The sequence below is a fragment of the Neobacillus sp. DY30 genome, assembly GCF_030123065.1.
Classification (GTDB): domain Bacteria; phylum Bacillota; class Bacilli; order Bacillales; family Cytobacillaceae; genus Neobacillus.
This window is the reverse complement of record NZ_CP126093.1, coordinates 5,813,922-5,828,149: the sequence shown is the minus strand read 5'-3', so window position 1 is coordinate 5,828,149 and position 14,228 is coordinate 5,813,922. Positions and strand designations below refer to the sequence as shown.

Annotated in this window: 12 protein-coding genes; 9 read left to right on the top strand and 3 right to left on the bottom strand. The window is 38.3% G+C overall.

What is annotated here, in order from left to right; all coding sequences use genetic code 11:
• The gene (locus tag QNH29_RS28705; RefSeq protein ID WP_283862637.1) at nucleotides 1-528 is read left to right on the top strand and encodes a dihydrofolate reductase family protein; all 528 of its coding nucleotides are present in this window, start codon (nucleotides 1-3) and stop codon (nucleotides 526-528) included.
• A 27-nt stretch (nucleotides 529-555) separates the two neighbouring features.
• Here QNH29_RS28705 and QNH29_RS28700 read toward each other — a convergent pair whose 3' ends face one another.
• Nucleotides 556-891 (bottom strand): DUF3889 domain-containing protein, encoded by a 336-nt coding sequence (locus tag QNH29_RS28700; RefSeq protein ID WP_283862636.1) that lies wholly within the window; start codon nucleotides 889-891, stop codon nucleotides 556-558.
• Nucleotides 892-998: 107 nt separating this feature from the next.
• On the opposite strand from QNH29_RS28700, the gene QNH29_RS28695 reads away from it, so the two are divergent.
• On the top strand, nucleotides 999-1,658 hold the full coding sequence (locus QNH29_RS28695; RefSeq protein ID WP_283862635.1) for a hypothetical protein: 660 nt from the start codon (nucleotides 999-1,001) through the stop codon (nucleotides 1,656-1,658).
• Between the two features lie 153 nt (nucleotides 1,659-1,811).
• On the opposite strand, the gene QNH29_RS28690 is transcribed toward QNH29_RS28695, so the two are convergent.
• Nucleotides 1,812-2,117, bottom strand: coding sequence for a putative quinol monooxygenase (locus tag QNH29_RS28690; protein ID WP_283862634.1), 306 nt, complete (start codon nucleotides 2,115-2,117; stop codon nucleotides 1,812-1,814).
• 154 nt (nucleotides 2,118-2,271) lie between these two features.
• Here QNH29_RS28690 and QNH29_RS28685 point away from each other — a divergent pair, with 154 nt between their 5' ends.
• The gene (locus QNH29_RS28685) at nucleotides 2,272-2,895 is read left to right on the top strand and encodes a CBO0543 family protein (RefSeq protein WP_283862633.1); all 624 of its coding nucleotides are present in this window, start codon (nucleotides 2,272-2,274) and stop codon (nucleotides 2,893-2,895) included.
• 862 nt (nucleotides 2,896-3,757) lie between these two features.
• Here the strand turns inward: QNH29_RS28685 and QNH29_RS28680 are convergent.
• Nucleotides 3,758-4,993 (bottom strand): C40 family peptidase, encoded by a 1,236-nt coding sequence (locus QNH29_RS28680; protein WP_283862632.1) that lies wholly within the window; start codon nucleotides 4,991-4,993, stop codon nucleotides 3,758-3,760.
• A gap of 360 nt (nucleotides 4,994-5,353) precedes the next feature.
• Here QNH29_RS28680 and QNH29_RS28675 point away from each other — a divergent pair, with 360 nt between their 5' ends.
• The 6 genes from QNH29_RS28675 (at nucleotide 5,354) to QNH29_RS28650 (ending at nucleotide 14,206) form a co-directional block, all read left to right on the top strand.
• Nucleotides 5,354-5,881 (top strand): hypothetical protein, encoded by a 528-nt coding sequence (locus tag QNH29_RS28675; protein WP_283862631.1) that lies wholly within the window; start codon nucleotides 5,354-5,356, stop codon nucleotides 5,879-5,881.
• A gap of 214 nt (nucleotides 5,882-6,095) precedes the next feature.
• Nucleotides 6,096-9,677 (top strand): Ig-like domain-containing protein, encoded by a 3,582-nt coding sequence (locus tag QNH29_RS28670; protein ID WP_283862630.1) that lies wholly within the window; start codon nucleotides 6,096-6,098, stop codon nucleotides 9,675-9,677.
• A gap of 464 nt (nucleotides 9,678-10,141) precedes the next feature.
• Entirely contained in the window at nucleotides 10,142-11,329 is a 1,188-nt protein-coding gene (locus QNH29_RS28665) for a glycosyltransferase family 4 protein (RefSeq protein ID WP_283862629.1), read from the top strand.
• A gap of 23 nt (nucleotides 11,330-11,352) precedes the next feature.
• Nucleotides 11,353-12,648 (top strand): glycosyltransferase, encoded by a 1,296-nt coding sequence (locus tag QNH29_RS28660; RefSeq protein ID WP_283862628.1) that lies wholly within the window; start codon nucleotides 11,353-11,355, stop codon nucleotides 12,646-12,648.
• A gap of 28 nt (nucleotides 12,649-12,676) precedes the next feature.
• On the top strand, nucleotides 12,677-13,822 hold the full coding sequence (gene wecB, locus QNH29_RS28655; RefSeq protein ID WP_283862627.1) for a non-hydrolyzing UDP-N-acetylglucosamine 2-epimerase: 1,146 nt from the start codon (nucleotides 12,677-12,679) through the stop codon (nucleotides 13,820-13,822).
• Nucleotides 13,823-13,951: 129 nt separating this feature from the next.
• On the top strand, nucleotides 13,952-14,206 hold the full coding sequence (locus QNH29_RS28650; RefSeq protein ID WP_283862626.1) for a hypothetical protein: 255 nt from the start codon (nucleotides 13,952-13,954) through the stop codon (nucleotides 14,204-14,206).
• The last annotated feature ends 22 nt before the right edge of the window (nucleotides 14,207-14,228 follow it).

Sequence of the window (14,228 nt, the reverse complement as noted above, 5' to 3'; positions counted from 1 at the left end):
ATGAATAAACAAAGCAAGTTAGTTTTTTACGGTGCAATCAGTTTAGACGGTTACCTCGCACGTGAAAATCATTCATTGGATTGGTTATTTGGGACAGAGGGAGAAGAGGAAACGGGTTATCATGAATTTTACGATAGTATCGACACAATCCTGATGGGAAGAAGTACGTACGACCAAATCGCCATTCTTTCTCCTGAAAAATTCCCGTACGAGGGCAAGCCCTGTTATGTTTTTTCACGGACAGTGACTGGTTCGGATGAACACGTAACGTTTATTAATGAAGATATTGCAGGTTTTACACAGTCGTTGAAGGAGCAGGAGGGCAAACGGATTTGGATTGTCGGCGGCGGCGAAGTGCTTCAACTGCTGCTAAAGCTGGTGGATGAGTTTATTATCCAAATAGCTCCCATCATCATCGGGAAGGGTATTCCGATGTTTGTACCAGGGGACCAGGAGAGCAAACTTACACTGGTCGATGTTCGACGATATAAACAGTTTGCCGAATTACACTACATTGTCAAAAAATAAAAACTGTCATGGACCCCTGGCAGGCCATTATCTGGCCGTTTCCGTATACGTTATATTTACAACTTGTTCCGTTTCTTTGATAAATTCAATGTCTACATAAACACCGAATTCTTTACCGTTTTCTTTTAACCATAATTTGAATTTCTCAGTTGAGGTACGCGTTCCATTTTGCCTGCCAACATAAAGATAATCGATGATTTGGGCATTCGGATACTTTTCTTTTGTTTTAGCCAATGCGATTTTACTCCACTTAGCATAGGGAGGAATCGGTTTTTGCTGGGCATAGGCAGTATGGCCGAGTTGAGGCAGAGAGGAACAGGTAAAGCCAAATAGTAATAAGAAACAAATTAGAAGCTTTTTCATATAAGCACCTCCTTTGTGTCTTACTATCATGGCATCCCATATGAAAATTATGTACCTGGCTTCAGAAACGGGATATATGACTCATTTTAAAAAAAGAGGTATGAGGCTTGAAGAAAAAAATTGGTTGTCTGCATGCACATTATTCAAATATTAATTATATAGAAATGGCGCTTTCGGCCTATGATGTCGAGTTAAGTCATTTCGTCGATCCGGGGCTCATGTATCGTGTGAAGAATGACGAGGGTTTCACTGATTCTAATGCTCAAAGGAAAGTGAAGGAACAAGTAGAGTGGGTTGTACAATCAGGTGTAGACGCCGTCCTTATTACATGTACAAACTATATTGCGCTACTGGAAGATCTTGCGGCCAACGTGCCAATCATCAAGATGGATGAACCGTACTTCGAGGTTCTTTGCGAGATTGATCAGCCTCAGACAATATTGTTTACAAATCCGGATACCGTACCTGGAACGATGAACCGGCTTCAGCAATATGCAAAATCCAAGCAGAAAGTGCTGGATATTGAGGTTGTGGTCATCGAGAATACCTTTGAATTAATCATGAGCGGCAAAAAGGATGAGTACCAAAAAGAAGTGGCTGATTCTTTGAAAAATTATCAGGGGAGGACTGTCTCTGTTGCACAGTTATCGATGGTTGGGGCGGCGCAGCAGGTAGAGCAGGAAACTTCTCAAATGGTTATTAATCCATTGGGTGCACTGGTCACGGCGATGGTGAAGCAGCTAAATCTAAAGGCAAAGGGCGAGTGACTGAAGCCCGACAAGATAAGAATTTGGGTCAATGCAGAGGTGCTGGAGTGCCCGAAGCCTGGCAGAAAATCCTCGGGTCAATACAGTGTGCTGTAAATATAAAAATGCCGAGAAAAATATCTTCCTCGACAATCCGAGAGGCAAAGGAATAGTCTATATTCCTTTACCCCCTCTAGGAACTAGCGTCGAAATCCTTTCCATCCCAGCAAGGATCGGTTTCGCACGCTGTATTAATGTTTGCGTGGATTTCAATGATAATGAAGCTTGATGGGCATTCTCACTGCTCCACACCTCATAAACATAAACCGCATTAGAATCCTCTGGTGCCACACTTACAAGATATAGTTCGCAATCATCATGATTTTGCAATGATTCTGCAGCTTCTAATAGTATCGCTTCCAGCTGTTCCCGTTCGCCTTCTTTTGCAATTAACTTACCGTAAATCCCGAATTTCTCCATATTTCAAACCTCCTCGAGTTAGTTACCATTTCTACTTTCATCGCCGTAATTCCTGTTCGATATACTACTTAAGAAAAGATTTTTAAGCATCCATTTATTTTCCAATGTTTTGGGTAAATTAAGATGAAAAATAAGACCAAGGCAGGGAATTCCAATGAGTGATGCACAAAAAGAGGCCTTAAATAAATTAATAAAAGAACAGCAAGAGGGAGCTGCACAATGGCTGAAATATTGGCATGATTTTTCTGCCTTGGATACGTGGCAATTTTGGTTCACCGTTATTATGTTTCTGTCCCCGCTCATCATTCTTTATTTTGCTATGGACTGGAAACGGGCGCTCCAGCTTGGCTTCTATGGATTCAACGTACATGTTTGGTTTGCCTATTTTGATGATTTTGGTTCGACTCAAGCACTTTGGTCGTTTCCTTATAAGATGATACCTTTTGTCGCACATAATCTCGGATTGGACGCATCGTTGGTTCCGGTATCGTTCATATTAGTGTACCAATGGACGAATAAACATAATAAAAACTATTACCTCTATACATTGCTATTAAGTTTGGGTCTCTCGTTCATCCTAAAACCAATTCTTGTCATGCATAATTTGTTCAAGTTCAACTCATGGGCAAATTACTTTCACCTGTTTCTAAGCTATATCGTAATCCTTGTCTTATCAAAAGTGATCACAGACATCTTTCTGTGGTTACAAAAGAATGCGAAGGAGAAGGGTGATAAGAAGCCGATGAGAACTAAAAAGAAAGGTCCGGTGTTAAAGTAACTTTGTTATCTGCCAAAAGTGTTACTCTACCTGCAGATCTGGTTTGTTTACCTGCCTAATTAAGCCTTTTACCTGCAAAAACCACACCCTTTCTGTCATTTTATCTCGATGGCAGATTTATATAGTTGAAAAAGCAAGGCGGCAGCCTGGCTAAGGTCTTAAATTTCCTTTATATGGGTATTCTGTTTTGGAATTAGGCATATGGGCTGAATTCGAGTGTGGTTTTTATTTACCTCTTTTATCTTATCTGCCAAAATGAATCCTCTACCTGCGGATTTGGTTTGCTTACCTGCATAGATTCTATTTTATCTGCCTATATGCTTTGTTTATCTGCCTAACAAATTCAGCGGACCAAACACACCACAGAAAAAGTCAGGCTAGCGCCTGCTATAGATGATTTAATTTACTATATTTGGGTTTTAAGCTTGATAATAAGCTTAAATTCCAAATTCCAGTGTAGATTTTAATTACCTACCTGCTAAAATGAATCCTCTAGCTGCGGATATTGCCGGCTTACCTGCATAGATTCCATTTTACCTGCCTAAATGCTATGTTTACCTGCCTTCCAAATTCAGCGGACCAAACTCACCACTGAAAAAGTCAGGATACCGCCTGCTATAGATGATTTAATTTCTATATTTGGGTTTTGAGCTCGATAATAAGTTTAAATTCTAAATTCCAGTGTACATTTTAATTACCTACCTGCCAAAATGAATACTCTACCTGCGGATATTGCCGGCTTACCTGCATAGATTCCATTTTACCTGCCTATAAGCCTTGTTTATCTGCCTAACAAATTCAATCCCCAAAACTCAATACTAAAAAGCCAGACAAAATGTCTGGCTTTCATGAAATCGTTGAATTAATAAAATCGCTTAAACCCATCAAAGTGTGCTTTGTAATAAGAGTTGGACAGGTTTGAGATGGTAACACCCTTCGTTGCATCGGCATGGATGAACTCGTTATTGCCAAGATAAATACCTAGATGAGAGATTCCTTTTTTATATGTATTTTCAAAAAAGACTAAATCACCCGGTTGTGGCTGATCAACGTAGTAGGTACGGCTATAGTAGCCTTCTGCTGAATAGCGCCCGATTTTGTAGCCGGCTTGATTGGCAGCATAATAAATGAAGCCGCTGCAGTCAAAGCCAGATAAGGAGCTGCCTGCCCACACGTAAGGGACACCGATTAAGCTTTTTGCAACAGTAATAAGTTCCGTCTGGAACGCAGTGCTCGGTGCTGCAGTCGGTTTTACCTCCGGTGCAGAACCGCTAACCTTCAGTTTTTGCCCCACGTAAATCATATCGGATTTCAATCCGTTAAGATTCCTTAATTCCTGGACAGTCATTTTATAACTAGATGAAATACCACCTAATGTATCGCCGCTTTTAACTGTGTATTCAGTCGTTTTCGCAGGTCCAACAGGAGTTGTTACAGGAGCCGTAACGGGTGGTGTTGCAGGGGCTGGAGGCGGAGTGGTTACACTTGCCTTTCCCGAAACCTTCAATTTCTGGCCTACATAAATCATATCGGACTTTAAGCCATTTAGCTGTTTTAATTCTTGAACAGTCATTTTATACTGTACACCGATTTTACTCAAGGTATCCCCACTTACAACCGTGTAAACCGCAGTGGATGAAACGGCTGCTGGCGGCGGTGTAACGGCAACGGGAGGCGCTGTCTCAACCTTTCCTGAGACCTTAAGTGTTTGTCCAACATAAATCATATCAGATTTCAAACTATTAAGTGACTTCAACTCTTGAACCGTCGTGTTAAATTGCCCAGCGATTTTGCCAAGGTAATCACCGCTCTTAACAACATAATTACTAGTAGAAGGTGATGATGTACTAGTACTAGCTGCTGTTGTTTTCTTAATTTCTGGAACAGCTGAAACCTTCAATGTTTGATTCACCTGAAGAAAATCAGATGTTAAGTTATTCAAGCTTTTTAATTCTGAAACAGTAGTTTGATATTTTTTTGCTATTTCCCATAGGGAATCTCCTTTTTCAACAGTATGGGTACTGGCATACGCCGACCCTGCATAAACCGTCGAAAGAAAGGCAGCAGTCGAAACTGCGCGAACCATTAATTTCTTCATCCACGAATCACCTCTATTATTCTGGTATTTTAAACATATTCTACCATGAATTTCCTCTAATGAAGTACATAAAATTGCAAAGAGTGACCAATTCTAGCAAAAAGATGACGAAAGTATAGGTAAAAGAAGAAAATGGTCATTTTTTGAAGGACGAAAATCGTTGCGGCTAGGCATAAAGTAGTTCTAAAATGGGTTAAAATTACTATATAATAAGTGTGCTTTCAGATTATGATTGGGAAAATTTAACTTGCATAGTACCTTAGATACACATATCTACCATCAATTTTTCCTACTTTCCAAAGCTTCTAGTCGCAAATCCTAAAAAAGAACGTTATAAATACATACAGTGGAGTGAAAAAAATGAAAAAATACTGGGTTGGATCTGCGCTTGCCGTAGTTGTAGCTGGAACGAGTCTATTACTGGTTGTGAATCATGATAAAAAAGACCAAAAAGCGGTAGATTCTTCTGGTCAGAATGTCGCAGTAGAACAGGTGGTAAATAAAACAAATCTCTCAGATTCACAGACTAATAAACAAGAAGAAACCATTCAAGAGGTTAAGAGAATGTATAATCCGCAATGGGAAAAAGTGAATCAATTAGCTGATAAAAGGCTTGTGGAACTTATCAAACAGGCGGAAAAAGAGTTTAATGCGAAGAAAGAAAGAAATCAGGATGTTACAAGATTAGAAGGTAAGTATCTTGCTATTTATAATGATTATGAAGAAAGTACAAAGACTCAGATCGATAGTATCATTTCCAATATGCAAAAAGAGGTTATTTCAAAGAATCTAACCAATAATATCTCGGATGAATATGTTGAATTGTATCGAATTCAAAAAGAAAAACGTATTGAAAAAGTGGTTGCTGAATTGAAAAAACTGTCCTAGAGCTTAGTAGGTTTGCTCTCTCGACATCGTATGAGAGGCAGCCTTTTTTATTTGGGTTTGTCGACTGTTGTTGCAATATTTATTATATTCAAAATATATGTAATATTATGTCAATAGTATATTCATGGGTTCTAAAATAGGATATAATTCCTATACATAGTAGCGAAGGAGGAGGTATTTTTGAGTAGAGAATTAATAATAGGGAGGGTTATGTTTGAGGAAAAAATCCATTGTTATTAGTGTTTTGTGCTTATCATTGTCTCTTCCGGGAGGTGCTTTGGCAGGGACTAATGGAGCAGTGATTCCGCAATCCATAAAAGTAGAGAGTCAAGTAAAGGCTGCAGTAGATTCTACTTCTATTGGAGCGCTGGCAGAAGATTTATTCGGACCCGTTCTTGAAAGTGCAACGGTCAATCCAACTACAGCGGCAGTAGGAGAAACAATTACAATTACGGCTCAGGTTTCTGATGATCTAAGTGGTGTGGCAGCGGTAGATGCCTACTTAAATCTACCAAATGGAACTGGGTACAAAGTCCTTCCACTGGAACTTGATACAGCTACAGGGGAATGGAAAGGTACATATACGATCACGGAGTTAGACTTAGAAGGTACCTGGATAATAGATTTTGATTTATTCGACGCAGCAGGTAATTACACGTATGCACTGCCAGCGGAACCGATTGAAGTTCAAGTAGTGAACCCAAATGGCGGGGACGCTGAAGCACCAACGTTAGAGTCTAGAACGATCACACCTCTAGCAGTAGGTGTAAATGAAGAGGTTACCATTCGTACAAAAGTGAATGATGCGAACGGAGTAGCATCCGTATTTGCTGCTATATACACAGCTGATAGCACGGGGTATCATTATGTACCTCTAACATTAGATGAAGCTACAGGTGAGTGGGTAGGCAGCCATATTTTTAGCGAAAGCGATCAGCCGGGTTCATGGTATATCGATATCGATATGTTTGACAAAGCTGGAAACTTTGATTGGGTAACGCTAGAGGAGAAATTAGTATTAACCAATCCTCTTAGTGACTATACAAGCCCAGCGATTGGTACGCCAGTCATTTCACCAAAAACAGCCGCTCCAGGAGAGAGTGTGAGGGTTTCAGTTCCAGTCAGTGATGACAAATCGGGTGTAAGGTCGGTCTATGCGGAATTCTCACATATTGACCATCCGAATGATATTTATCTTCGTCACATGACATTGGATCCAAACACGGGAGAATGGGTGGCTGACTTAAACATCGAATCCGGTTTCCAATCAGGAGTGTGGAATGTGGTCATCCATTCGACTGATAAAGCAGGAAACAGCGGGTATAAAGAACACCCTGCAGCCTTTGATGTCATCAACAATGACGGTGACTTTGATGCTCCAGTCATTTCAAATGTTCAAGTGACACAGGGAGAAGTTAAAGTAGGCGAAACGGTTACTGTTACAGCTAACGTTACGGACAATGTAGCAGTAGATTCGGTATTTGCTACTTTCTACAGCCAAGAGGGATCTCAGTTTGTTGAAATGAATTACAATGAAGAGAATGATCAATGGACTGGAAGTTTTGTGGTACAAGAAACCACGGCACCAGGCTTCTATCAAGTTAGTGTTGCTGCCTATGATCCATCATTTAATTTTAATTTTGGAGATGCAGAAGGCGGCTTTACGGTTGTTAATTTGGAAGGCGATTATACTGGACCAGTCATTTCAGCTGTTGAACTCGATAAAACAGAGGTGAATATTGGTGAACAGGTCACCATATTTGCAATGGTTGAAGATGCAGAGTCAGGTGTAGCAAATGTAACAGCCTACTATAATGGAAATGAAAGTATCAATTTAACATACGATAATAACCTGCAGAAATGGATAGGTACCATCACTGTTCCAACAGATGTTCCTGACGGGGAAGTTATTACGATCGATTTTATTAACGCGTTAGACTTGTCAGGAAATCAGTCTGTAGCATTTTTTAATGATGTATCATTCGTAGTCCGCGACCCTAATGCAGATTCTACACCACCAGTGAACCCTGTAGTAGCGGAGGTAAGTGATCAATCGACAGAAGTGTCTGGTACGACGGAGGCTGGAGCAAGTGTGACAGTATCAATAGGTTCAGAGATATACACAGGAACAGCAGATGAGAGCGGGAACTTTACAATAGCAATACCGGTTCAAAGTGAAGGAACAGTCATTACAGTTTCGGCAAAAGACGCGTCCGATAATGTCAGTGAGGAAACAAGGGTAACCGTGGTAGATAAAACAGCACCAGCCAACCCAGTGGTAACGGAGGTAAATGACCAATCAACAGCAGTGTCAGGAACCACAGAAGCCGGAGCAAGTGTTACAGTGTCAATTGGTTCAGAAACCTACTCAGGAACAGCAGATGAAAGCGGGAACTTTACAATAGCCATACCAGTTCAAGCTGCTGGAACAGTGATTACGGTTTCGGCGAAAGATGCTGGTGATAATGTTAGTGAAGTAACAACGGTAACGGTGGTTGATAAGACACCTCCAGCAGCTCCAATAGTGGATGCCATTACCGACAAAACAACTTCAGTAAATGGAATAACAGAAGGAAACGCAGAAGTAACAGTAAAGATTGGTGATACAGTAATCGGCAGCGGTAAAGCGGATGCTGAAGGCAAGTTTAGTATTACGATAGCAGCACAAGCTTCAGGTACTACTATCGCTGTAATAGCTAAAGATGAGGCGGGAAATGAAAGTACCACAGAGGTAGAAACAGCACTAAGTTACCAAGCACGTAAAATACAACTAAATGGAGTAGATTTTGCCGAAGGTTATATTGCCAATTCCCATACGCATTTAAATTGGAAGGCGTTAGATGCATTAAAAATTCTACACAGTAATAAAGGTAATGGAGTATTCGAAATTGAAGGTCGTACCGTTCAAGCATTATCAATTAACGGAGATTGGTATATCGCTTGGCACGAATTATCACCTGGGAGACTCATCTACGAAAGAATTAGTGGTGGATATAACTTTATCTACACTACTCCTGTAAAAGTACGATTAAATGGAAATGATTTCTCTCAAGGTGGTTATATCTATAAAAATGGGACCCATGTGAATTGGAACGCCTTAAAAATTCTAAACATTCCATACACAGATAAAGGGAATGGCTTATTTGTAATTGAAGGTCGCAATGTGCAAGCTGTGTTAATAAACAAAGACTGGTATATCCCTTACAGTCTCTTATCACCAGGGAAAATCATTTACGAAAGATTTAGCGGTGGATATAACTTTATCTACACAACTCCTGTTAGAGTACAGTTGAATGGAAATGATTTTATACAAGGCGGATACAGGTTTAATAATGGTACCTATGTCAATTGGAATGCTTTGAAGATTCTAAATACACCATTTACAGATAAAGGGAAAGGTTTATTTGCTATTGAAGGTCGTAATGTGCAGGCTGTTTCGGTAAACGGAGACTGGTATATCCCATATAGTTATCTATCATCAGGGATTAGATATGAAAGAATTAGTGGAGGATATAACTTTATCATCACGCCTCCTATAAAAGTGCAATTAAATGGAAATGATTTTGCCCAAGGCGGTTATAGGATTAATAATGGAGCATATGTGAATTGGAATGCTTTAAAGGCTCTAAATATTCCATACACAGATAAAGGAAAAGGTTTATTTCAAATTGAAGGCCGTGATGTGCAAGCTGTGTTAGTAAAGGGTGACTGGTATATTGCATATAGTAAATTATCACCAGGCAAGATTACTTATCAAAGAATTAGTGGAGGATATAACTTTATCTATAATCAATAATTTATGTAAAGGTGGAAGAGGAGTAACGCTCTTTTCCACCTTTTTTTTATAAAAAATAAAACTAGTTAAGAAGCTGTTATGTCTCTTAACAAATATCTTGCCTTTACCACAAATAGTAAAAGTGATAAACTTATTAGGATTTTGTCGATTATTGTATGAATGATTAAATGTTTCGACAATCCATTTATATCAGTTTTATGGTGTCAGGAAACTGCTAAAACCGATAAAATTATAGAAAAATATCTAATGTGAGTAGGTGTCATAACCTAGTAAATTCTATTAGGTATTTATTTTTTTACTAAGTTATTTTGTAAAACGAAATAGTTTGAACTATACACTTTCAGCCCATTGATCTTGTTTAATTTACTTCAAGGCTGTAGTATGATAAAAAGGATAATTTTACATTAACTTACAAAATGTGACAAGCAAAGCGATTATGATATGTAAAAGGTGGTAACCTGTTAGTGAAGCGAGTATTGATCATATCACAGCATTTTTATCCAGAAATAGGGAGTCATGCGAACCGCATTAAACACCTATTTATGCAACTGAAACAGGAAAATTTCGATGTGAGGATCTTCACTTCGGAACCCTCTTATCCTAATAAGAAAATATATGAGAATGCAGATTTCTGGGATGAGGAGTCCTTAAATTGTGAAAAAGATAACATTGTTAGAATCAAAATTAACAACAGAAAATATTCAAACAGTATTCTAAACCGCTTATTTTACTATTTAGAGGTAGCCTTGAAATTTCTTTTCCTCATTGTTAAAGATAAGCAACAGTATGATTATATCTTTGTTACCTCACCGCCGATATTTACTGGTTTCGTTGGTTTATTCGCAAAATATAGATACAAATGTAACTTTATCTTAGATATAAGGGATTTATGGCCTGAATCCTTAAAGGGCGTTGGGGTATTTAACTATCCCTTTATACTAAACTTCTTTGGCGTTCTGGAGAAAATCCTTTATAAAAAATCAGATAAAATTATCATTAACAGCTTGGGTTTTGAAGAGTATATTCAGAAAAAGGCTAATATACCAAAGTCGAAAATATTATTTATTCCAAATGGAGCAGTCAGAGAAGAGATTGCTTCTAATGATAAGAAAGAAAACAAAATACCTAGAATTATTTATGCAGGGAATTTAGGGTTGGCTCAAAACACAGAGCTAATTAATAACTTGGTCCCCCTCCTAGAAAATCAGGGAATCAATTTGACAATCATTGGCTACGGTGTAAATAAAAATGAACTTTTTAACTCTATTAAACAATACAAAAATGTAACCATCATTAAACCGTTGACGCGCAAAGAATGCTTTAAGATTATAACGGAGCATGACTTGGGTTTGGTTACTCTAAAAGATAAGGAAGTTTTTAAAACAGTCCTTCCAGGAAAAATTATTGATTATATGACCTGTGGAGTACCAATAGTTGGTGTCATCGATGGATACGCCAAGGAAATAGTAGAAAAAGAGCGGGTAGGGATTGCAAGTAATTCGGATGATCCTCAGGAAATGGTGTCTCTTATTAAGAAATTATTAGACGATAAAAAGCTGAGGGAAGAGATGTCTCAACGAGAGCATAAAGTAATACTTAGGGATTTTAACTGGGAAGCGAATATTAAGAAATTGGTTGAGTATATGAATTAGAAATACAAGAAAGGAGGATTACGATGTCTAAAAGAGTAGGGATGTTTGTATGGAATCATTTCACAAATGATGCCAGGGTGTTAAGAGAGTGTACAGCTTTATCAGAGGCTGGTTATGATGTTGACCTTATTTGTATACATGATCCAAAAGATCCGAACCTGCCAATGTTAGAACAAAGAAATGAACGATTTAAAGTATATCGACTTAGAAGATATCCTGTTTTACTTGAACTATTGCAAAAGGCTTACCGTTTCTCCAAACAGAATAAATTGTTTGGAACTTTTGGCGTGATTTTATGGGCAGTTTTGGCCTATTTAGTGCCACTGGTAATTATCCCATTGACTTTTTTGGTATTCTTTTTATTGAAAACAAAATTAAATGTAGTATGGGTCCGTGGCAGCTTGATCCTAAGAATGATCCTAAAAGGGTATTCAGGCAATTATGATATTTATCATTCTAATGATTTAAATACCCTGCCTCAAGGCTATATTAGTGCAAAGTGGCGCTTAAAGCCGAAAAAACTAATTTACGATTCCCATGAAGTTCAAACCAGTCGTACGGGATATAATAGTCCAATCCATGGGAAGCTGGAAGCATTTTTAATAAAGAAAATTGACGAAATGATCGTTGAAAATAATACAAGAGCAAAATACAACGAAGACTTATATGGTTTTTATCCGCATGTTGTGCACAACTATCCATTCAAACAACAAACAGTAAATCATCAAGAAAAAGTCGATTTACATGAGATCTTAAACATTCCGAGAAATGAAAAGATTCTTTTATACCAAGGTGGAATTCAAACAGGCCGCGGTTTAGATAAATTAATAAAGGCAGTCCCTTATTTTAAAGAGGGAGTTTTGGTCCTAATTGGTGAAGGGAAAATTAAAAAAGAATTACAAAATATGGTCAAGGAGATGGGGCTTGAGGATAAGGTGAAATTCCATCCGAAGGTACCTGTAGGTGACCTGCCAAAATACACGAGAAATGGTTATATAGGATTTCAGGTGCTAAATAATGTTTGTTTCAACCACTACTCAGCTTCCTCAAACAAGCTGTTTGAATACATGATGGCTGGCGTGCCTGTGGTAGCCTGTAGTTTTCCAGAGATTCAAAGAGTGGTTGAGGGGGATGAAACAGGAGTAACGGTTGATTCACATGATCCTATTTCAATAGCCAATGGGGCGAATTGGTTATTAGAAAATCATAAAGAGTATGAAGAGATGAAGATAAAGTCAATTAAAGCCAGTCAAAAATACAACTGGGACAATGAAAAAAACATTTTCTTAAATATTTATTATAAAAGTGCACCACTTTAAAAGCTTTATTAACAATTTGGAGGTTTCTATGAGTAATCAATTAAAGGTAATGACGGTATTTGGAACACGACCAGAAGCGATAAAAATGGCTCCGCTTGTGAAGGAGTTAGAAAAGAACCATGAACACATTCAATCAATTGTTACCGTTACAGCGCAACATCGACAAATGTTGGATCAGGTATTAACTATTTTCGAAATCACACCAGATTATGATCTAAACATTATGAAAGACAGGCAGACCTTAATTGATGTTACTACAAGGAGTCTAGAGGGTTTAAATCAAGTATTACAAGATGTAAAACCTGATATTGTATTAGTCCATGGAGACACCACAACAACATTTGTGGCAAGCTTAGCTGCTCTTTATAATCAAATTCCAATTGGACATGTCGAGGCAGGTCTAAGAACAGGAAATAAGTACTCACCATATCCAGAAGAAATGAACCGTCAGCTGACAGGAGTTCTAGCAGACCTTCACTTTTCACCTACTAATCAATCGAAACAAAACCTCTTGGTAGAGAATAAAAAGGAAAAGGATATATTTGTTACCGGTAATACAGCTATTGATGCCTTAAAAACGACAGTTAAAGCAAATTATGATCACCCTATATTCAAAAAGTTAGGAAATAACAGATTGGTATTAATGACAGCCCATCGCCGTGAAAATACGGGAAAACCAATGGAAAATATGTTTCGTGCAATAAGTAGACTAGTGGAGAAACACGATGATATTCAGGTGGTCTATCCTGTTCATATGAATCCAGTGGTTCGGGAAATTGCCAGCAGAATTCTCGGTGATAATAGTCGAATCCATCTGATTGAACCGCTAGATGTCATTGATTTCCATAACTTCGCGTCCAGGGCTCACTTAATCCTAACCGATTCTGGCGGCGTCCAAGAGGAGGCTCCATCTTTAGGAGTTCCTGTTTTAGTCTTAAGAGATACAACCGAGCGTCCAGAAGGCGTTCAAGCAGGTACATTGAAGCTGGCTGGAACGGACGAGGAAAATATCTTCGGTTTAGCAGATGAATTATTGTCCGATAAATCAGCACATGACGCAATGGCGAAGGCCTCAAACCCATATGGTGACGGACAGGCTTCGAGAAGAATTGTAGAAGCAATTCTCTACCATTTTGGAAAAATAAGCGAAAAGCCAGCTGATTTCAATGGTTAATAATATTTGATAATAATTAATAAACCCAAAGGGCAAAATCAAGTGGAGAGATTGGTTATAATTACAAACTACCCTTGATTGCCCAACTGTATTGGGCAGGTAATAATTTTGTTTAAAGGGCGGGTAATTATGAGTGCGAGAGAGGATTTAAATCAAGAACATCAAGCTGCAGAAATCCAGACGAAAATACTTCAAAAGGAAATAGAATTATTAAAAAAAGAACTAAAGTTACAATTAGATATGCGTGAAACAGAATTGAACGATTACCTTAAGCTTGAAAAAAAATACGGCGATTTAGAAAAAAGATATAACTCCATAAGAAATTCGTTTCTTGGAAAAGTAACAGTGAAATACTGGGGTCTTAGGAAAAAGCTAAAGAAATAACGGTAATGTAAAAGGAGTATAT